This window comes from Streptomyces sp. NPDC017246 (assembly GCF_044331325.1).
In the GTDB taxonomy this organism is placed as follows: domain Bacteria; phylum Actinomycetota; class Actinomycetes; order Streptomycetales; family Streptomycetaceae; genus Streptomyces.
Genome location: NZ_JBIRMW010000001.1, coordinates 432,713 through 452,881, shown reverse-complemented (window position 1 = coordinate 452,881; position 20,169 = coordinate 432,713). Strand labels below are relative to the sequence as shown.

Genomic DNA, 20,169 nt, shown 5'->3' with positions numbered 1-20,169 from the left:
ACGCGGGGCGGTTTTACGGCACGGGAGCGGCACGGGAGCGGCACATCCCTCAGGGGGCGGGCCGCTCCTCCGGCGCGCCCGCACCGGGGCCGGGCGGCTGTGACGGCTCCGACGGCGTGGCCTCCCGGGTCTCCTCCGAGGGCTTCTCCACGGGCTTGTCCACGGGCTTGTCCACGGGCGGGTCGGCGGGCTTCTCCGGCGGGGCCACGGCATAGGTCTCCACCGACCAGAGCGAGTAGCCGTACCGGGTCGCCCGCGTCTCCCCCTGCACCCGCAGGAAGCGGGTGTCCGCCGCGTCCATCCGGACCGACTCCCGGCCGCCCCGGCCCTCGGCGACGGTCGCCGCCGTACGCCAGACCCGCCCGTCGGCCGAGACCTGGACCCGGTAGCGGGAGGCGTACGCGTCCTGCCAGTGCAGCACCACCTGCCCTATCCGGGCCGGCTCGGGGAGCTCCAGCTGCCACCAGGCGCCGTCCTCCGCCGGGGAGGACCAGCGGGTGGCCGGATCGCCGTCCACCGCCGAGGCGGCCGGGAAGTCCCCCGTCTCGTCGCCCGAGGAGGAGGCCGTCGCGGCCCGCGCCAGATCCGGCCCCGCCGTACGGGGGAAGGCACGCACGGTCAGCACCCGCTCCTCGCCCGCGAAGGACACCGGCACCCGGTACGCGCCCGCGGGCACGTCCGGCGCCACCGACACCTTCAGCGGGACGGTCGTCCGCGCACCGCGCTCGACCACCGCCTGCTTCGGCAGCTCGACCGTGATGCCCTTCGGCGCCTTCGCCGTCAGCGGCCCGCGCACCTCGCCCGCGCGCCGGCCCGACAGCTCCACGTCCACCCGCTGCGCCGGGCCGCCGATCTCCGCGTCCGTCTCCGCCCGGGCCAGGTCGAGTCCGGCGCGCGGCCCGTCGGCGAACCAGGGCACGAGCGAGCGCACCTCCGGCGCCGGCCCGTCGCCGCTCCACACGACCCGCAGCGCCTCGGCCCGCAGCCCCTTGAGTTCGGCCTGTGTCCAGCCGGACGCCGACAGCGGACCGAGCGGCCGCCAGCCCTCGCCCCGGACGTACGCCTCCACGCGCGCGTCGCCGCCCGCACCCGCCCCGGGCTCGGTCATCACCGTCAGGGCCTCGACGGGCCGCGCCCGGTCGAGCCGCACGGTGTACGAGCCGGTGCCGCGGTCGGCGGGGGCGGCCGGGGGCCGGTCGGCGCCGGTCCAGGCCGTCGCCCGGTCCACCGCGCGCGCGAGGAACGGGTCGAGCACACCCGTGCCGACCGTCACCGGGCTCGCCCCGAGGTCCTTCCGCAGCCCTTCGAGGCTCCACTGCGCCCGCCAGGCCGCCGCGCCGTCGCCCGCCGTCTGGGCGAGCAGCATGTCGACCGCCGTCTCGCCCGCAAGGCCGTACCGGGAGAGCTGCTCCAGCCAGGGGCCGGTCTCGTCGTCGAGGGTGCCGTCGGCGGTGGCGGCGAGCCGTCCGGGGGCCTCGCGCATCACGGTGAAGGCGGCCCGCAGTTCGCGCGCCGCCTTCTCGCGCCGCGCGTCCGCGCCGGGGCCCGTGGTCGTACGGGAGGCCCAGAAGGCCGTCAGGAGCGGCTTCAGATAGGCCGATTCGCCCGCCGGGTCGAGGACCGAGGAGGAGCCGTTCCCGGCGAGCGCCCGCAGTGCCTCCCGGGCGGCCGGCTCCGGGCCCGCGAGGTCGTCGACGGCCGCCTGCCAGGACTCCCGGGGCCGGTAGCCGCGCGGGTTCCACGCATAGTCGGCGGTGGTGAAGAGCGGGACGCGGGAGGCCGCGGGCTGCTCCATGGCGTGGGCGAGGAAGGCGGCGGAACCGGCGGCCACGGCCGGCTCCCGGCCCGTGGCGGGGCCGAGGAACAGCCGGTCCTGCGCGTAGTCGTTCACCGGGTAGTTGTCCATGGTGACCAGCGGGTGGCGCAGGGCGCCGCGGGCCGCCGCGAGCTCGCCGCCGGTGATCGTGCGCGGTACGACGCCGACACCGGTCCACGCGACCCGGACGTCCGTGTCGAGGGCCTCGCCGAGCTTCGTGCGGTACGCGGTCGCGCCGTCCTGGTAGTACTCCGTCGGCATCACCGTCAGCGGCTCGGCGTCCGGCCGCCGTTCGGCGAGATGCCGGGCGAGCGTGTTCGCCACGCGCGCGTGGGCGGCGGCAGCCGCCTCGGGGCCGTTCCCGAAGGTGTCGGCGTCCCGGTCGCAGTGCCACTCGTCGTACGAGGCGTCCTGGAACTGGAGCTGGAAGGAGCGCACGCCCAGCTCCCACATCGCGTCGATCTTCCGTGTCAGCGCGGCCATGTCGCCGGCCGAGGTCAGACACATGGACTGGGCGGGCGCCACGGCCCAGCCGAGCGTCACGTGGTTGGCGCGGGCCCGTTCCGCGAGCGCGCGGAACTCCTGCTGCTGCGCGGCCGGGTAGGGCTCACGCCACTGCGCCCCGCGATACGGGTCGTCGCCGGGCGCGTACAGATAGCGGTTCTGCTTGGTCCGGCCCAGGAAGTCGATCTGGGCGAGCCGCTGTTCCGCGGTCCAGGGGCGTCCGTAGAAGCCCTCGGTGATCCCGCGCTCGGCCGTGCCCGGCCAGTCGCGGACGACGACGCCGGGGATCTCCCGGCCGGTGCCGAGGAGCTGACGCAGCGTCTGCGTGGCGTGGAACAGGCCGTCCTCGCCCACCCCGTCCAGGACGACCGTGTCGCGTCCCCGGAGGCGGCCCGTCGCGAGCCGGTAGCCACCGCGGGGCAGATCGAAGCGGTCGGGTACGCGCAGGGCGCTCAGCGCGTCCTCTGCGGCCTCGCCGGAGGGCCCCGAGACCCGGAAGACCGTCCCCCGGCCCGGGAGCCCGGTGTGGACGGTCCGTACCCCGGCGGCCCGCAGCAGCCCGCGCAGGGCGGCGAGGGCGTACGGATCGGCGTCCTCGTCCGCGAGCAGCGTCACCTCGTCCCCGAGCCGTACGGAGGGCCCGGCGGCGGTCAGGGACTGCGGGCGCGGCCAGACGGGCGGCACGCGCGTGGTGGCCGCGTCCGCCGTGGCGGGGGAGGGGGGCGCCGGTGTCACCGGGGCGGACGGGTCCTCCGGGGCCGTCGGCGCCGTCGGTGCCGTCGGGGCGAACGGCGCCGCCTTCGGGAGCGCCTGCGCCGAGCCCGGCACCGCCCCGCCGAGGAGGCCGCCGATGACGGCGGCGGCGACGGCCGTCGCGGTGCGCTTCCTGCCCCCCAGGTGCACGGGGTCTCCCTTCGGCCGGGCCCGGCCGCTCCGCCGGATGGTAACGAGTGGGTCACGAGCCCACCACCCGTCGCACTGAGGTGTCAATGCGCGTGGCCGATGTGTCGGCTTTGCCCGGCGAGCCGTCGGCGAGGTGACGTCACTTCGCCACTTTCCGCCGGTAAAACGAGGTGCGGTGGGTAGGTCTCAGTCGTTACCCAGGTCCCACCTGTCGAGACGAATCGGGAGACCCCCGTGACCACGACCGCCCCGCACCTCGGACGGATACGGATTCCTCAGCAGTCGGCCCCCGTCGGCGAACCGCTGACCAGCGAACCGCCGCTCCCCGACGCCGCCCCTCTCACCAGCGAACCGCCTCTGACGGTCGCGACCCCCCTCACCAGCGAACCCACCGCCCCAGGAAGTGCGGGCGGCGCGGAGTCCCCCGGAGTGTGAAGTGACCCTGGCCCGTCTCGCCGCCCGTCACGGCGTCGCCACCGCATACCGCCCCTCCGAAGGCGTCACCGTGCCCGTGCCGGACACGACCGTGGTGGCCGTCCTCGGCGCCCTCGGCGTGGACGCGGCCACACCGGAAGCGCTCGCCGCCTCCCTCGACGCCGCCGACCGGGCCGACCGGGAGCGCCTGTTGCCCCCGACCCTGGTCCGTTGGCGCGGCGGGGAACCCGTACGCCCGCCCGCGGACCTGCCGCCCGGCACCCGGCTCCGGGTCACCACCGAGGACGGCGCCGTCGTCACCGGCCGGGACTGGGAGCCGCTGCCCCTCGGCGTCCACACGGTCGAGGCGCGGACCCCCGACGGGCGCGCGGCCACGGCCACCCTGATCGTGAGCCCCCCGCGCGTGCCCGGGCCCGAGCGCCGCGCCTACGGGCTGCTCGTCCAGCTCTACTCGCTGCTCTCCACCCGCTCCTGGGGCATGGGCGACCTCGGCGACCTGCGCGAACTCGCCACCTGGGCGGGCCGCACCCACGGCGCCGGGTTCGTCCAGGTCAACCCGCTCCACGCGGGCGTGCCCGGGGCTCCGAGCGACCCCTCCCCGTACCGCCCCTCATCCCGCCGCTTCCCGGACCCCGTCCATCTGCGGATCGAGGAGATCCCCGAGTACGCCCTGGTCGGCCCCGAGCACCGCGAGGAGCTCGACCGGATCCTCGCCGAGGCCGCCGAACTGCGCGAACGGGTCCTCGGCAAGGGCGCCGCGATCGACCGGGACGCGGTGTGGGAGGTCAAGCGGCGCGCCCTCGAACTCGTCGTCGGGAGCGTGGAACTCGGCCCCGGGCGGCGCGCCGACTTCCACGACTTCCTCGCCGCGCGGGGCCGCGCCCTGGAGGACCACGCCACCTACCAGGCCCTCGCGGAGCGGCACGGTCACCACTGGCGCGACTGGCCGGGGGAACTGCGCGGCCCGCGCGCGGCGGAGGCCGTCGTGCGCGACGATCCCGCCCTCGCCGCCCGGGTCGACTTCCACTGCCGGCTCGCCTGGCTGACGGACCGGCAGCTGGCCGACGCCGCCGCGGCCGCCCGTGGGGCCGGGATGGAGGTCGGGATCGTCCACGACCTGGCGGTCGGCGTCCACCCGGAGGGCTCCGACGCCTGGGCCCAGCAGGAGGCCTTCGCGGCCGGCATGTCCGTCGGCGCCCCGCCCGACGCCTTCAACTCCCGCGGCCAGGACTGGGGCCTGCCGCCCTGGCGCCCCGACGCCCTCGCCGCCGCGGGCTACGCCCCGTACCGCGGGCTCCTGCGCGAACTCCTGCGCCACGCGGGCGCGCTGCGCATCGACCATGTGATGGGCCTGTTCCGGCTCTGGTGGGTGCCGGAGGGCCTCGAACCCACCGCGGGCACCTACGTCCGGTACGACGCCGAGGCCATGCTCGCCGTCCTCGTCCTGGAGGCCCACCGCGCCGGGGCCCTCGTCATCGGCGAGGACCTCGGCACGGTCGAGCCGGGCGTCCGGGAGGAGCTGGCCGGGCGCGGGGTGTTCGGCACCTCCGTGCTCTGGTTCGAGCGGGACTGGGCGGGCACCGGCCGCCCGGTGCCCGCGGGCGACTGGCGCGCCGACTGCGTGGCCACCGCCACCACCCACGACCTGCCCCCGACCGCGGCCCGGCTCTCCGGCGACCAAGTCGCCCTGCGGCACCGGCTCGGCCTGCTCTCCGGCGAACTGGAGCGCGAGCGGGCGGCGGACGCGGCCGAGACCACCGAGTGGCTGGGCCTGTTCCAGCGGCTCGGGCTGCTCCCGGAGGGCCCGGGGGACGAGGAGGCCGAGATCAGGGCCGTCCACCGGTTCCTGCTCGGCACGCCGGCCCGCATGGTGGGGGTGTGGCTGCCGGACGCGGTGGGCGACCGCAGACCGCAGAACCTGCCGGGCACCTGGGACGAGTACCCCAACTGGCGGCTGCCGCTCGCCGACGCGGACGGCCAGCCGCTCACCCTGGAGCGGCTCGCCGCCTCGCCCCGGGCGCACGCCCTGCTGCGTGAGCTCCATGCCCGTACGGCGGGCCGCGACGCCCGTACGGCACCCCCGGGCGCGCGGTCCGATTAGGTGTTCGCTACGTTTGCACCGTGGACAAGAAGAACGCACTGCGCGCCGGCTCGCTCGCGGCCGGTACGACGCTGATGATGCTGCTCATGTCGTCCCCCGCGCTCGCGCTCACCCGCGACGACGGCGACGACCCGGCCCCCAAGCTGGAGGTCATCGAGACCCTCGGTCTGTTCGTGGCCGCACCGCTGGTGCTTTTCCTGGTCATCGTCGGCCTGGTGATGGTGCTCGACAAGTCCAAGAAGGCCTGACCGCCTCCTCCTCCGCTTCGCCGAGGGCGCCGCACGGTATCCACCGTGCGGCGCCCTCGCGTGCGTCCAGGGGTTTCACGCGGTGGTCGCGAGCAGCCTGCGCAGCAGCCCGGTCAGCTGCTCCGCCTCCTCGGCGGTGAGCGCGCCCTCGAGGGCCGCCCGCTGCTCCGCGAGGCCGGCCCCGACCGCTTGGTCCACCAGCTCCCTGCCGCGCTCGCTGAGGGTGACCCGCAGCCCGCGCCGGTCGTTCGGGTCGGGGCTGCGGGTGAGCAGCCCGGCCTTCTCCAGCTTGTCGAGCCGGCCGGTCATTCCGCCGGTGGTGATCATCAGCGTCGCGGTCAGTTCGCGGGGTGAGAGCGTGTACGGCTCTCCGGAGCGGCGCAGGGTCGCGAGCACGTCGAACTCGCCGAGAGCCATGCCGTAGGGCGAGTACGCCTTGTCCACCCTGCCGCGCATGGCGTTGGACAGTCGGTAGATCCGCCCGAAGACCGCCATGGGGACGGTGTCCAGGTCCGGGCGGACGGCTGCCCACTGGTCGGCGATGGCGTCGACGGCGTCGTGGGCGGGGGTCTGCGTTTCCATCGTCCCAGTGTTCCCCTCTCTCCTCCTCGATGGCAACCAAGCCACTTGTAAGTAAGTAGCTTAGTGGTAAGTTAATTATCGCCAAGCCAGTTCGGTGCGCGCAGCACCGGCACTCGCCGCACGCATCGAGGGGGAAACCGTCATGTCCCGCAAGGCCGCCGTCGTCGCCCTGACCGCCCTCGCCCCGATCTCCTGGGGCTCCACCTACTTCGTCACCACGGAGTTCCTGCCGCCCGACCGGCCGCTCTTCACCGGCCTGATGCGCGCCCTGCCCGCCGGACTCCTGCTCCTGGCGGTCACCCGCAAGCTCCCGCAGGGTGCCTGGTGGTGGAAGTCGGCCGTCCTCGGGGCCCTCAACATCGGCGCCTTCTTCCCCCTGCTCTTCCTCGCCGCCTACCGGCTCCCCGGCGGTGTCGCCGCCGTCGTCGGCTCGGTCGGCCCGCTCTTCGTGGTCGGCCTCGCCGCCCTCTTCCTGGGCGACAAGCCCACGGTGAAGTCCCTGGTCACCGCCGTCGCCGCCGCCCTGGGCGTCAGTCTCGTGGTCCTCAAGGCCGGGGCCGCGCTCGACCTCGTCGGCGTGGTCGCCGGACTGCTCTCCGCCCTCTCGATGTCGGCGGGCGTCGTCTTCACCAAGCGCTGGGGCCGTCCGGCGGGTGTCGGCGCCCTCGCGCTCACCGGCTGGCAGCTCACCGCCGGCGGCCTGGTCATCCTGCCGATCGCCTTCCTGATCGAGGGCGCCCCGCCGGCCCTGACCGGCGCGAACCTGGCCGGCTACGCCTACCTCGCCCTCGGCAACACCGCGATCTCGTACTTCCTCTGGTTCCGCGGCATCGAGCGGCTGGGTGCCTCCTCGGCCACCCTCCTCGGCCCGCTCTCGCCGCTCACCGCCGCGATCATCGGCTGGGCCGCGCTCGGTCAGGCGCTCGGCCCGGTGCAGGTGCTCGGCATGGTGATCGCCTTCGGCGCGACCCTGGCGGGCCAGCTGAGCCCCCGCGCTCCCCGGCTGCCCGCCTCGAAGGAGCCGGCTCGGGGGACCGCCACCGAATCGTTCAGCTCAGCTGAAAAGAACGGTCAGGAAGTTTCGATGGACCTGGAGGATTCGGGAGTGCGACGGTAGGCGCCATGAGCGCCATGAGCCCGATCACCGCCCGCCACCCGACCACCACCTCCACCGCGACCACCACCCCCGCCACCACGACCCCCGCCACCGCGACCCCCGCCACCACCCGGAAGCCGGCGCCCGCCCGAGGCGCCGGCCTCGGCGTGCTTCTCGCCCTGCTCGCCACCGTCGTCTGGTCCGGCAGCTTCGTGGCCGCCCGCGCCCTGCACGACACCGTCCCGCCCGTCCAGGCCGCCTTCTGGCGCTGGATCGTGGCGATCCTCGTCGTCACCCCCTTCGCCGCCCGGGCCACCTGGCGGCAGCGCCGTCTGATCCGCCGTCACGCGGGCTTCGTCGCCCTCGCCTCGCTGCTGGGCATCACCGTCTACAACACCCTGGTCAACCAGGCCGGACTCACCACCTCCGCAGGGAACATGGGCATGATCATGGCCGCGTCCCCCGTGGTCATGGCGGTGTACGAGCGGTTCGGCGGCGCCCGGCTCGGGGCCCGGCGCGTGACCGGCATGGTGATCGCCTGCGCCGGGGTGCTGCTCCTGGTCGGCAAGGGGACGGTTCCGTCCCGGCTCGGCGCCGGCGATCTGTGGATGTTCGCCGCGGCGCTCAGCTTCGCCTCGTACAGCGCCCTGCTCAAGCGCCGCCCGGACGGACTCGGCGGGGTGGTCTTCCTCTACGCGACCTTTCTCCTCGGCGCCCTGATGCTGCTTCCGGTGTACGCGGCCGACCTCGCGGCCCGCGGCGGCTTCGAGCCCACCGCCGGCACCGTCGGCCCGCTCGTCTACGTCGGCGTCCTCTCCTCCGCCCTCGCCTTCTTCGCCTGGAACAGGGCCGTCTCCCTCATCGGCGCCGCCCGCGCGGGGATCGTCTACTACCTCCAGCCGGTCTGTGTCGCCGTCCTGTCGTACGCCCTGCTCGGCGAGGAACTCGGCGTCCTCGGCGGCCTCTGCACGGCCCTGATCCTGGGCGGGGTCGCCCTGGCCTCGGCCACCGGAGAGCGCAGGGCCGGATAGGTTGCGCCCCATGACCGAGTGGGACATCAAGAAGCTCCAGATCCTCCGCACCCTCCGTGACCGCGGCACCGTCACCGCGACGGCCGAGGCCCTGCTCATGACCCCCTCGGCCGTGTCGCAGCAGCTCACCAATCTCGCCAAGCAGCTCGGCGTGCGGCTCCTGGAGGCGCAGGGGCGCCGGGTCCGACTCACCGACGCCGCCCATCTGGTGCTGCGGCACGCCGAGGTGGTCTTCGCGCAGCTGGAGCGCGCCGACGCCGAGCTCGACGGATATCTGCGCGGCGAGGCGGGGCAGGTGCGGGTGGCGGCGTTCTCGACGTCCGTGCCCGCGCTCCTCGTGCCCGCCGTACGGCAGCTGCGGAGCGCCCACCCCGGGCTCGACGTCCGGATCCGGGAGGCGGAGGCGGCGGAGGCGTACGAGCTGCTCTCGGCCGGAGAGGTCGATCTCGCGCTCTCGCTCGCCGCCCACGCGCCCTCGGCGCGCGACCCCAAGTTCAGCCGGGTGCCGCTGCTCGCCGATCCGCTCGACGTGGCGCTGCCCGCCGGGCACCCGCAGGCCGACGCGCCGGGACTGCGGCTCGCCGACCTCGCGGCCGAGCCGTGGATCTTCGGCGGCTCGGGGCCCTGGTCGGAGATCACCACCGCCGCCTGCGAGGCGGCCGGTTTCGTGCCCGAGCAGGCCCACAGCGCCTCCGGCTGGACGGCGATCCTCGCCATGGTCGAGGCCGGGATGGGGATCGCCCTGGTGCCCCGGATGGCCTCCGCCGAGCGCCGGGGCGGCACCGGGGTCGTCATGCGCGTCCTCGCCGCCGACCAGCCGCGCCGCCATGTCGTCGCGGCGGTACGGCGCGGGGCGGAGGAGGGGCCGGCGGTGGCGCGGGTGCTCGCCGCGCTCCGGCAGGCGGCGGCCCACCGCGAAACCGTTCAGAAGAACTGAACAGGCCTGTCGAAAACATTCGATGGACCCACCAGGTCTCCCGGGCGCACAGTCGAGCCATGACCTTCGAGCCGAGCCAGGACCCGCACGCCAACGACGCCGCCCCCTACTCCGGCGGAGACCCCTACGCCGACTACCGCACCGGTGACTTCCCCTTCACCGAGCTGGTCGACCTCGCCGACCGCAGGCTCGGCGCCGGGGTCGTCGCCGCGAACGACGAGTTCTTCGCCGAGCGGGAGAACCTCCTCGTCCGCGAGCGGGCCGTCTTCGACCCGGAGCACTTCGGTCACAAGGGCAAGATCATGGACGGCTGGGAGACCCGCCGACGCCGCGGCGCCGACGCCGAGAACGTCTTCCCCGCCCCGGAGGACCACGACTGGGCGATCGTCCGGCTCGGCGCCCCCGGCGTGATCCGCGGGATCATCGTCGACACCGCCCACTTCCGCGGCAACTACCCGCAGCGGGTGAGCATCCAGGCCACCTCGGTGGAGGGCTCGCCGAGCCCCCGGGAGCTGCTCGACGCCGCCTGGGAGGAGCTGGTCCCGCCGACCCCCGTCCGGGGCCACGCCGCCAACGGCTTCACGATCACCGCCGAGCGCCGCTGGACCCACCTCCGGGTCTGCCAGCACCCCGACGGCGGCATCGCCCGCCTCCGCGTCCACGGCGAGGTCGTGCCCGACCCCGAGTGGCTGGAGCTGCTCGGCACCCTCGACCTGATCTCCGTGCTCAACGGCGGTTCGTACGAGGACGCCTCGGACAAGTTCTACTCCTCGCCGACCCAGATCATCCTGCCCGGCACCTCCCGCAAGATGGACGACGGCTGGGAGAACCGCCGCCGCCGGGTGCGCGGCACCAACGACTGGGTGCGCTTCCGGCTCACCGCCCAGGGCGCCGTCCGCGCCGTCGAGATCGACACCGCCTACCTCAAGGGCAACTCGGCCGGCTGGATCGCGCTCCAGGGCCGTAACGGCGACACGGGCGAGTGGTTCGAGATCATCCCCCGGACCAGGCTCCAGCCCGACACCCTCCACCGCTTCAAGCCGCCCGCCCAGGCCGTCGTCACCCACGTCCGCCTCGACGCCTTCCCCGACGGCGGCGTCGCCCGGATGCGGCTGCACGGAGCGCTCACGGAACAGGGAGCGGCCGATCTCCGCGCCCGGTTCACGGCGCTCGGCGGCTGACCCCCGGACTTCCGCCCGGCGGCGCGGCAGCGCGCCGACGCCCGCCCGCCGGGCGGACCTCAACGGCCGGCTCCCGAAGATCGTTACGCGTCATGACGATCAGTACGCTGATCCGAATGACCCACCTTCGAAGAACCGCCCTGCGCTGGGGAGTTCGGCTCACCGCCGTCCTGGCGCTGCTCGCCGGCACGGTGACCGCGGCCGCGGCCGACACCGTGGACCCGGTCACCGCGCCGCCGGTGCGCACCCTCACGTACAACGTCTGCGGCCAGTCCTCCGCCTGCCGGAGCGCGCTGGAACTCCCCGACTGGACCGCCAAGGTACGGGACCAGGTCCTGGACTGGGACGCGGACGCCGTCATGCTCCAGGAGCTCTGCTTCGGGCAGTGGGACGCGCTGCGCACCGCGCTGGCCGGCCACGGCTACACCCCCGTGTGGACGAGCACCAAGCCCGCCACCTCCGGCTGCGCCCACTGGTCCACCACCGACACCGGCTTCGGCCAGGGCCTGTTCGTCAAGGCCCCGGCCGTCCAGAAGTACACGGCCCAGCTCACGGTGCCCACCGGGGAGGAGGCGCGCTCGGTGCTCTGCGCCCGCGCCCCCGTCGACGGCCGCACCACCCTGCTGTGCACCACCCACCTCGCCCAGTACATCCGCCCGGACAACGGCGCCTCCCAGGTGATGGCCCACATCGACACCTGGGCGGCCGGAATCCCGGTGATCCTCGGCGGCGACCTCAACGCGGGCCCCGGTGCGACGTACGACGCGACGCTGGACCCGATCCGCAACGGCACGCCCGGCACCGGCCCCTTCGCCGAAGCCGACGAGAACGACCGCGACCACTTCACCGCCGCGTGCCTCGAGGCCGACGTCGCCACCTGCCACTCGGGCGCGCCGACCACCGCCGAGGGCATGAAGTTCGACCATGTCTTCCTCAGCTCCCGCGACTTCCACACGGTGCGCGCCGACGCGATCGAACCCGAGCCCCTGGGCACGCCCCCGCTCTCCGACCACAAGCTGCTGCGCGCCGCCGCCCACCCCGAGACCCGGGCGGGCTCCGGCACCGGGGGCGACCTCACCGGCGACGGCCGCCCGGACTTCCTGGCCGCCAAGGACGACGGCAACCTTCGCCTCTACTCCGGCATCGGCGGCGGCGGGGTCGGCGTCCAGCGCCAGACCGGCACCGGCGGCTGGGCCGACGCGGTGATCAGCCACCGCGGCGACTGGACCGGCGACGGCCGTGAGGACGTCGTCGCCCGGATCGGCGGCACCCTCTGGGTCTATCCCAACACCGGGAGCGGCGAGCTCGGCCCCCGCATCGCCATGGGCGGCCGGCCGACCGGCTGGACGGACGGCGTCACCCCGGTCAGTGTCGGGGACGTCGACGGCGACGGACTGCCGGACGTCGTCGCCAGGAGCGTCACCGGGCTGTGGCTGCACCGCGGCGCGGCCCCCGTCGACGGTGTGCCCACCTTCGCCCCCCGTGCCGCCGTCAAGATCGGCAAGCCGGAGTGGGCGGGGTACGACGTGCTCGCCCCGGGCGATGCCGACCGCGACCGCCGGGCCGATCTCTGGGCCCGCGACCGTGCCACCGGCGCCGTCAAGGAGTACCGCTCCGCGGGCACCCAGGAGCTCGTCGAGGTCCGCACCCTCGACGGCGGCCCGCTGACGCCGGCCGACCGGCGCCTGGTCGTGACGTCCGGCGACGTGAACGGCGACGGCTCGCCGGACCTGTGGACGACCAGGACCGCGGGCACCGCCGAGAACCTGGAGTTCCTGCCGGGCGGCCCGACCGGGTTCGGCGCGCCGGTCACCATCGGCACCGGCGGCTGGCAGTGGATGAAGGCCCTGGGCTGACCCTCGGGGCCGCCGGTCCGTGGATGAAGACCCCGGGCCGATCCTCTGGACCGCCCCCCGGTACGACGAAGGGGCTCCGGACCGACATGGTTCGGAGCCCCTCCGCCGCTCACCCGTCGGCCTACTTGGCCGCGGCCGCGGCCGCGTCCGCCGCCTGCGCGCGGAGTGCGCGCTCGACGCCCGCGCGGCACTCCGTCACCAGACGCCGCAGCGCCGGGGCCGGGTTGTGCTCGGAGATCCAGGCGTCCGTCGCCTCCAGCGTCTCCTGCGAGACCTGGAGCGTCGGGTAGAGGCCGACCACGATCTGCTGCACGATCTCGTGGCTGCGGGTCTCCGAGACGCCCTTGATCGACGCGAAGTACTTCGCCGTGTACGGGGCGAGCAGCTCGCGCTGATCGGTCTGGACGAAGCCGCCGATGACGGCCTCCTGCACGGCGTTCGCCAGCTTGTCCTCCTCGACGACCGCGGTCCAGGCCTCCGCCTTCGCCGCCTCCGTCGGGCGGGCCGCGCGCGCGGTCGCCGCGTGGCGCTCGCCCGCGGCCGTGCGGTCGCGCTCCAGCTCGGCCTCGATCTCCGTCTCGTCGTAGACGCCGGTCGCCGCGAGCCGCTGCACGAAGGCCCAGCGCAGCTCGGTGTCGACCGCTAGGCCCTCGATCGTCTCGCGGCCCTCCAGGAGGGCGGCCAGCAGGTCGAGCTGCTGCGGGGTGCGGGAGGTCGCCGCGAAGGCGCGCGCCCACGCCAGCTGGTGGTCGCCGGCCGGCTCGGCCGCCCGCAGGTGCGCCAGCGTCGCTTCGGTCCAGCGGGTCAGGCCGGCCTCGCGCCACTCCGGCGCCGCGTACAGGTCGAGGGCCGCCTTGACCTGGCCCTGGAGCGACTGGACCATGCCGATGTCGGATTCCTTGGCGACACCGGAGAGCACGAGCTCCAGGTAGTCGCGGGTGGCCAGTTCGCCGTCGCGGGTCATGTCCCAGGCCGAGGCCCAGCACAGGGCGCGCGGCAGCGACTCGGCGAAGTCGCCGAGGTGCGCGGTGACGTTCTTCAGGGACACCTCGTCGAGGCGGACCTTGGCGTACGACAGGTCGTCGTCGTTGAGGAGGACGACCGCCGGGCGGGGCTTGCCCACGAACTGCGGTACGGCGGTCAGCCCGGCGGCCTCGATGTCGAGTTCGAGGCGCTCGGTGCGGACCAGCTTGCCGGTCTCGTCCAGCTCGTAGAAGCCGATGGCGATCCGGTGCGGGCGGAGGACGGCCTCGCCCTTGGCGCCGGCGGGCAGGGCCGGGGCCTCCTGCCGGACGGCGAAGGAGGTGATGGCGCCGTTCTCGTCGGTCTCGATCGCCGGGCGGAGGATGTTGATGCCGGCGGTCTCCAGCCATGCCTTCGACCAGGTCTTCAGGTCGCGGCCGGAGGTCTCCTCGAGCGCGCCGAGGAGGTCGGAGAGGCGGGTGTTGCCGAAGGCGTGGGCCTGGAAGTAGGCCTGGACGCCCTTGAAGAACTCGTCCTGGCCGACGTAGGCCACGAGCTGCTTCAGGACGCTCGCGCCCTTGGCGTACGTGATCCCGTCGAAGTTGACGAGCACGTCCTCCAGGTCGTTGATCTCGGCCATGATCGGGTGCGTGGAGGGCAGCTGGTCCTGGCGGTAGGCCCAGGTCTTCTCCGCGTTGGCGAAGGTCGTCCAGGCGTTGGGCCAGCGGGTGCCCGCCACCGAGGCCTGGCAGGCGACGGAGGTGTAGGTGGCGAACGACTCGTTCAGCCAGAGGTCGTTCCACCACTCCATGGTCACGAGGTCGCCGAACCACATGTGGGCGAGCTCGTGCAGGATCGTCTCGGCGCGCCGCTCGTACGCCGCGTCCGTCACCTTGGAGCGGAAGACGTACTGGTCGCGGATGGTGACCGCGCCCGCGTTCTCCATCGCGCCCGCGTTGAACTCCGGCACGAAGAGCTGGTCGTACTTCGCGAACGGGTAGTCGTACGCGAACTTCTCCTGGAACCAGTCGAAGCCCTGGCGCGTGACGTCGAAGATGTGGTCCGCGTCGAGGAACTCGGCGAGCGACGGACGGCAGTAGATGCCCAGCGGGACCGTCTGCCCGTCCTTCTCGTACGACGAGTGCACCGAGTGGTACGGGCCGACGATCAGCGCGGTGATGTACGTGGAGATCCGCGGCGTCGGCTCGAAGACCCAGACGTCGTCCTTGGGCTCCGGCGTCGGCGAGTTGGAGATCACCGACCAGCCGTTCGGCGCCTTCACCGTGAACTGGAAGGTCGCCTTGAGGTCGGGCTGCTCGAACGAGGCGAAGACGCGACGCGCGTCCGGCACCTCGAACTGCGTGTACAGATAGGCCTGGTCGTCGACCGGGTCGACGAACCGGTGCAGACCCTCACCGGTGTTGGTGTACGCGCAGTCGGCGACGACCTTGAGCTCGTTGCGGCCCTCGACGAGGTGGGGCAGCGCGATCCGCGAGTCGCGGAAGACGACGGCGACGTCGAGCACACGGTCGTTCAGGATCACCTCGTGCACGGCGGGCGCGACGAGGTCGATGAAGGTCGAGGCACCGGCCTCGGCGGAATCGAAGCGGACGGTGGTGACGGACCGGTAGGTGCCGCCCTCCTGCGCACCGGAGAGGTCCAGTTCGACCTCGTACGCGTCCACGGTCAGCAGCTTCGCCCGCTGCTGCGCCTCTTCACGGGTCAGGTTTGTGCCAGGCACCCGGTCAACTCCTCGGTTTCGTGACGTTTGGGCCATCCTTCCACGGGCCGGCTCGGCGGCGCACGGAACATTTTCCGGCCCGTCGCCGCAGCTCCGCGCCCCGGGCACGCCGAAGGGGCGGCTCCCCGCAACGGGTCGCCGCCCCTCCTGGGGGTCGTACGGGTCAGCCCTTGAGCTCGGCCGCGACCAGCTCCGCGATCTGCACGGCGTTCAGCGCCGCGCCCTTGCGCAGGTTGTCGTTGGAGAGGAAGAGCGCCAGACCGTTGTCGACGGTCTCGTCCACACGGATACGGCCCACGTACGAGGCGTCCTTGCCGGCCGCCTGGAGCGGGGTCGGGATCTCGGAGAGCACGACCCCCTCGGCGTCCTTGAGCAGCTCGTAGGCGCGCTCGACGCTGATCGGGCGCTCGAAGCGGACGTTCACCTGGAGGGAGTGGCCGGAGAAGACCGGGACGCGCACGCAGGTGCCCGAGACCTTGAGCCCGGGGATCTCCAGGATCTTGCGGGACTCGTTGCGGAGCTTCTGCTCCTCGTCGGTCTCGAAGGAGCCGTCGTCCACGATCGAGCCGGCCAGCGGGACCACGTTGAACGCGATCGGACGCTTGTAGACGGCGGGCTCGGGGAACTCGACGGCCTCGCCGTCGAACGCCAGCTGATCGGCGGTCTCGGCCACGGCACAGGCCTGCGTGCGCAGCTCGGCGACACCGGCCACGCCCGAGCCGGAGACGGCCTGGTAGGTGGTGGCGATCAGCGCGGTGAGGCCGGCCTCCTGGTGGAGCGGCTTGAGGACCGGCATGGCGGCCATCGTGGTGCAGTTCGGGTTGGCGATGATGCCCTTGGGGCGGTCCTTGATCGCGTGCGGGTTGACCTCGGAGACGACCAGCGGGACCTCGGGGTCGCGGCGCCAGGCGGAGGAGTTGTCGATCACGACGGCGCCCTGGGAGGCGACCTTCTCGGCGAGGGCCTTGGAGGTGGCGCCGCCGGCGGAGAAGAGCACGATGTCCAGGCCGGTGTAGTCGGCCGTGGAGGCGTCCTCGACCGTGACACCGTCCACGACGGTGCCGGCGGAGCGGGCGGAGGCGAAGAGCCGCAGCTCGTCGAGCGGGAACTCGCGCTCGGCCAGGATGCTGCGCATGACTGTGCCGACCTGACCGGTGGCTCCGACGATTCCGACCTTCACGGGGACTCCTCCGTACGTATGTGCAGGCTGCTGCCGGTCCATGATGCGTATGTCCCGTGCCACCTTGTCCAATCCATTGTCCAAGGGTCGGGACACGAAAGGGGCGGGCCCCGGTTCCGGGACCCGCCCCTCACTCACCTGGTGCTACAGGGTGTCACGGGGTGACCGCGCCGATCACGACGCTGCCGGTGCCCGCGACGGTGCCGCGGCTGTTGACCAGCTGCACCTCGCCGAAGAACTGGCGTCCCTCGGGAGCGGCGCCGGCGACCAGGACCTCGGCCGCCACCGGGGCGGACGCGCCGTTGGCCAGCTTGACCGGCTTCGAGCCGTCGACCTTCACGGTGCCGAGCGCGGACGAGTAGTACACGTCCTTGTAGTCGTACGTGGTGCCGCCCGCGGCCTGGACCGAGTAGCCGTCGATGACGACGGTGTACGTGCCCGCGGCCGGCTTCAGCAGGGAGACGGACTCCTCCGAGTCGCCGTCCGCCGACTGGCCGACCTGCTTGCCGTTCAGGAGAACGGTGAGGTCGAGGTCGGCGGCCCGGTCGGAGGTGTTGCCGATCCCGATGTCGAGCCGCTCCACGCCCTCGCCGACGGTGACGGTCCGGGTGTGCGTCTCGTGGTGCTGGATGGTCGGCGTCTCGGTCTTCTGCGAGCCGAGGGAGCCGCCCTTGAGCGTGCCCTCGATGCCCGCGAAGCGGTTGGTGACCGTCCACTGGACCGCGGCCGGGGTGCCGATCTTCGCCTCGGGAACCGTCTGCACGGCCGGGTCGAAGTCGGCGCCGAGGACGGAGACGCCCAGGGTGTACGGGTTGTCCAGGTCCGGCGACGTACGGCGGGACTCGACCTCGATCTCCCAGACGCCGGGCGTCGGGTCCGCGTAGGACCGCAGGTCCGGGCGGCAGGTGTTGGCCGGGTTGTAGTGCGGGTAGCACATGGTGGTGGCGCTGTCCTCGATGCCCACGCCGACCGGGTGGATCGAGATGAACCGGGTCTGGCTCTTCTCCTTCAGCCCGCTCAGCGCGACCTCCAGCGTCTTGGCGCCCGCGGGCACGGTGACGAAGTAGGACGTGCTGCTGTTGCGCTGCACCGAGCCGGTGGCGGAGAAGCCGTAGCCCGGGGAGACCAGGTCGTTCGCGACGATCGAGGTGGCGAGGATCTGCTTGTCGACGCCCTCGGTGCGCTCGTCGTCGGCCTCCAGGATGACGCTGTGCGCACCGGCGGTGGCGGCGCGGGCCTGGAGCTTGACGGTGACCGGCTTGTTCAGCGGCAGGTCGATCTCGTCGTCGCCGAGGATGCGGAAGGTGCCGTCGTTGTACTTGAGGTCCAGCTCGTGCTCGATCGGCCGGTTCGGGCCGCTCGTGCGCGTGATGGTGACGTCGTAGACGCGCTTCTGGCCGACCTTGAGGCCGCCCTCACGGTCGTACACACCGGTGCCGGTGTGCGGGGCCGGGAAGATCAGCGTGTCGACCGGGGCCTCGACCTTGTAGTCGTGCGCCGTGGCGCCGTCCTTGATCGACTCCCAGGCCTCCTCGATGTCCATGAGGCCGGCGCCCTGCTCGTGCGCGGCGACACCGGGGATGCGCTGCGCGGTGGAGGTCAGGGCGGTCCGCAGGGTGAGCGGGGAGAGCTTGATGCCCCGCTGCTTCGCGGCCGAGATCAGCAGCGCGCTCGCGCCCGCCGCCTGCGGCGAGGACATCGAGGTGCCGTTGAGCATGCCGTAACCGGCGGGCAGCGTGTAGCCCGACTCGGGGACGCCGGCGCCCGGCAGCCAGGTCGGGATGGTGTTCACGGCCGAGCCGGGGGCGGTGATCGTCGGGGTGAAGCCGCCGTCCTCGCGCGGGCCGCGCGAGGAGAAGGGGAACATTGCGTACTTCTTGGTGACGGCCGAGCCGTAGTTGGCGGCCCAGGTCTCCTTGGAGACGGCCGCGCCGACCGAGAGGACCTTGTCGGCCAGGCCGGGGTCGCCGATCGTGTTGATGCCGGGGCCCTCGTTGCCGGCCGAGATGACCAGCTGGACGCCGTACTGGTCGATCAGGCGGGTGTAGAGGCGCGAGCGGACGTTGTCGCCGTCGTTCTGCTGCGGCAGGCCGCCGATCGACATGTTGACGATGTCGACGCCGCGGTTGACGACGAGGTCCGTCATGCCCTCGGTGAGGGCGGTGTTGGTGCAGCCGCCGGTCCAGGTGCACGCGCGTGCGGAGACGATCTTCGCGCCGGGGGCGGCGCCGCTCATCCGGCCGCCGAAGAGGCCGTTGGCGGCGGTGATGCCGGCCACGTGGGTGCCGTGCGAGGACTCGACGAGACCGATGTTGACGAAGTCGGCCTTCTTGCCGACCCAGTCGCCGCCGATCGGGTCCATCGGGACGTCCTTGCGGATCTCCACGACGAACGGGGTCTTCTCGACGACCTCGGTGGCCGGGTTGTCGGTGCCGAAGTACCCGATCTGGAAACCGGCCTTGTACGGCTTCATCGGCGCGTTGTCCGTGAAGTCGTTGTTCTGGTCGGTGTCCACGCGGACGGTTCCGGCGGCCGGGTCGTACAGCATGCCGAAGACGTCGGTGGTGTCGCCGTCCCGGTTGATGTCGCCCTTCGGGTCGCCGCCCGCGGTGACCGCCTCGGTGAAGCGGCTGAACTGGTACGAGCCCGCCGGGGCCGTCCAGCTCTGCGTGGAGGCGGTGAAGACGGGGCCGGTGACCGGGGTGATCTGGGCGCGCCAGGTGGCGTCGCTCTCGGTCAGCGGGTCGGTGGCGGTGACCCAGTCGACGATCTTGCGCTCGCCGGTGGTGGTCTTCTGCAGGGCCGGGTGGCCCAGGTCGACACCGGAGTCCAGGATGCCGATGGTCACACCGCGGCCGTCGGCCTTCGGGTGATCCTTGACGAAGTCGACCGCGCCCGTCTCGTGGGAGGGGTTGTACGGGTTCTTCGCCGGCGTGTCGCGGCCCGGGGCCGGGTACGTCGTGGTGACGGTGGTGCCGGTGACGGCACCCGTCGCGGCGCCCGCGTCCGGCGTCGGGTCGTCCAGGGGGATCTCGGCCTGGAGGTCGACGGACTGGACGGAGGAGAGCTTCGTGGCGGCCTTGATGGCGGCCTCGGCCTTGGCGGTCGGCAGGGTGGCGCGGACGTAGCCGAGCGCGTCCTGCTGCTTGCCGACCGAGGCGCCGGCGACGGCGTCCAGCTGGGCGGCGACCTGCTCGGTGGCACCGGGGGCGGTGGCGACGAGGACGGTCACGTTCTTCTGGCCGCCGACCTGCGCCTCGGTGAGCCGCTGGGCGTCGATGGCGCCGAGCTTGTCGGCGGAGTCCGAGGCCTTGACCGGGGGAGTGACCGCCGGGTCGTCGGCGGCGAGCACGGGCGCGGAGCCGGTCGCGACGAGCGCGGCGACGAGTCCCGCGGCGGCCGCGATGCGCGCCGCACGTCTGTGCCCGTGTGCCGAGCGCCCGGGTATGGCGCTCCCAGTTTCGGGTGTGGTCATGAGCATCCCTGTTTGTGAAAGAAGAGGGTCCGGATATCGGTGCCGGAAGACCGCTCAGCCTTTCGCAAATGACAGGGGTTTGTGGAGAGTTGCCGGTGACCGGGTTTACGCCGCGGCACA

At 73.3% G+C, this 20,169-nt stretch carries 13 protein-coding genes; 8 read left to right on the top strand and 5 right to left on the bottom strand.

Features of this window, described 5'->3' with window-relative positions; genetic code table 11:
- Positions 1–49: 49 nt before the first annotated feature.
- Positions 50–3,223: a beta-N-acetylglucosaminidase domain-containing protein gene (locus ACH4MY_RS02080; RefSeq protein ID WP_397996195.1), complete on the bottom strand. Its 3,174-nt coding sequence runs from the start codon at positions 3,221–3,223 to the stop codon at positions 50–52.
- A gap of 234 nt (positions 3,224–3,457) precedes the next feature.
- On the opposite strand from ACH4MY_RS02080, the gene ACH4MY_RS02075 reads away from it, so the two are divergent.
- The 3 genes from ACH4MY_RS02075 to ACH4MY_RS02065 are packed head-to-tail and all read left to right on the top strand — an operon-like array spanning position 3,458 to position 6,007.
- Entirely contained in the window at positions 3,458–3,658 is a 201-nt protein-coding gene (locus tag ACH4MY_RS02075; RefSeq protein WP_397996193.1) for a hypothetical protein, read from the top strand.
- A 1-nt stretch (position 3,659) separates the two neighbouring features.
- The gene (malQ, locus tag ACH4MY_RS02070; RefSeq protein WP_397996191.1) at positions 3,660–5,759 is read left to right on the top strand and encodes a 4-alpha-glucanotransferase; all 2,100 of its coding nucleotides are present in this window, start codon (positions 3,660–3,662) and stop codon (positions 5,757–5,759) included.
- Between the two features lie 20 nt (positions 5,760–5,779).
- Positions 5,780–6,007, top strand: coding sequence for a hypothetical protein (locus ACH4MY_RS02065; RefSeq protein ID WP_371636413.1), 228 nt, complete (start codon positions 5,780–5,782; stop codon positions 6,005–6,007).
- Between the two features lie 75 nt (positions 6,008–6,082).
- Here ACH4MY_RS02065 and ACH4MY_RS02060 read toward each other — a convergent pair whose 3' ends face one another.
- Positions 6,083–6,589 carry a MarR family winged helix-turn-helix transcriptional regulator gene (locus ACH4MY_RS02060; protein WP_397996188.1) on the bottom strand — a complete coding sequence of 169 codons (507 nt, stop codon included), beginning with the start codon at positions 6,587–6,589 and terminating at the stop codon, positions 6,083–6,085.
- Between the two features lie 142 nt (positions 6,590–6,731).
- Here ACH4MY_RS02060 and ACH4MY_RS02055 point away from each other — a divergent pair, with 142 nt between their 5' ends.
- From ACH4MY_RS02055 to ACH4MY_RS02035, 5 genes are all read left to right on the top strand, one after another.
- Complete coding sequence (locus ACH4MY_RS02055; RefSeq protein ID WP_397996185.1) at positions 6,732–7,706, top strand: EamA family transporter; 975 nt, start codon at positions 6,732–6,734, stop codon at positions 7,704–7,706.
- 14 nt (positions 7,707–7,720) lie between these two features.
- Positions 7,721–8,716 (top strand): DMT family transporter, encoded by a 996-nt coding sequence (locus ACH4MY_RS02050; RefSeq protein WP_397997354.1) that lies wholly within the window; start codon positions 7,721–7,723, stop codon positions 8,714–8,716.
- Between the two features lie 10 nt (positions 8,717–8,726).
- Positions 8,727–9,653 (top strand): LysR family transcriptional regulator, encoded by a 927-nt coding sequence (locus tag ACH4MY_RS02045; protein WP_397996182.1) that lies wholly within the window; start codon positions 8,727–8,729, stop codon positions 9,651–9,653.
- A gap of 59 nt (positions 9,654–9,712) precedes the next feature.
- Positions 9,713–10,834 (top strand): allantoicase, encoded by a 1,122-nt coding sequence (alc, locus tag ACH4MY_RS02040; protein WP_397996179.1) that lies wholly within the window; start codon positions 9,713–9,715, stop codon positions 10,832–10,834.
- Between the two features lie 116 nt (positions 10,835–10,950).
- The gene (locus ACH4MY_RS02035) at positions 10,951–12,690 is read left to right on the top strand and encodes an FG-GAP-like repeat-containing protein (protein WP_397996176.1); all 1,740 of its coding nucleotides are present in this window, start codon (positions 10,951–10,953) and stop codon (positions 12,688–12,690) included.
- A 121-nt stretch (positions 12,691–12,811) separates the two neighbouring features.
- On the opposite strand, the gene pepN is transcribed toward ACH4MY_RS02035, so the two are convergent.
- The 3 genes from pepN to ACH4MY_RS02020 form a co-directional block, all read right to left on the bottom strand.
- The gene (gene pepN / locus ACH4MY_RS02030) at positions 12,812–15,394 is read right to left on the bottom strand and encodes an aminopeptidase N (protein WP_397996173.1); all 2,583 of its coding nucleotides are present in this window, start codon (positions 15,392–15,394) and stop codon (positions 12,812–12,814) included.
- Between the two features lie 163 nt (positions 15,395–15,557).
- Positions 15,558–16,574: an aspartate-semialdehyde dehydrogenase gene (locus tag ACH4MY_RS02025; protein ID WP_397996170.1), complete on the bottom strand. Its 1,017-nt coding sequence runs from the start codon at positions 16,572–16,574 to the stop codon at positions 15,558–15,560.
- 154 nt (positions 16,575–16,728) lie between these two features.
- Positions 16,729–20,049: a S8 family serine peptidase gene (locus ACH4MY_RS02020; protein WP_397996167.1), complete on the bottom strand. Its 3,321-nt coding sequence runs from the start codon at positions 20,047–20,049 to the stop codon at positions 16,729–16,731.
- Positions 20,050–20,169 lie beyond the last annotated feature (120 nt).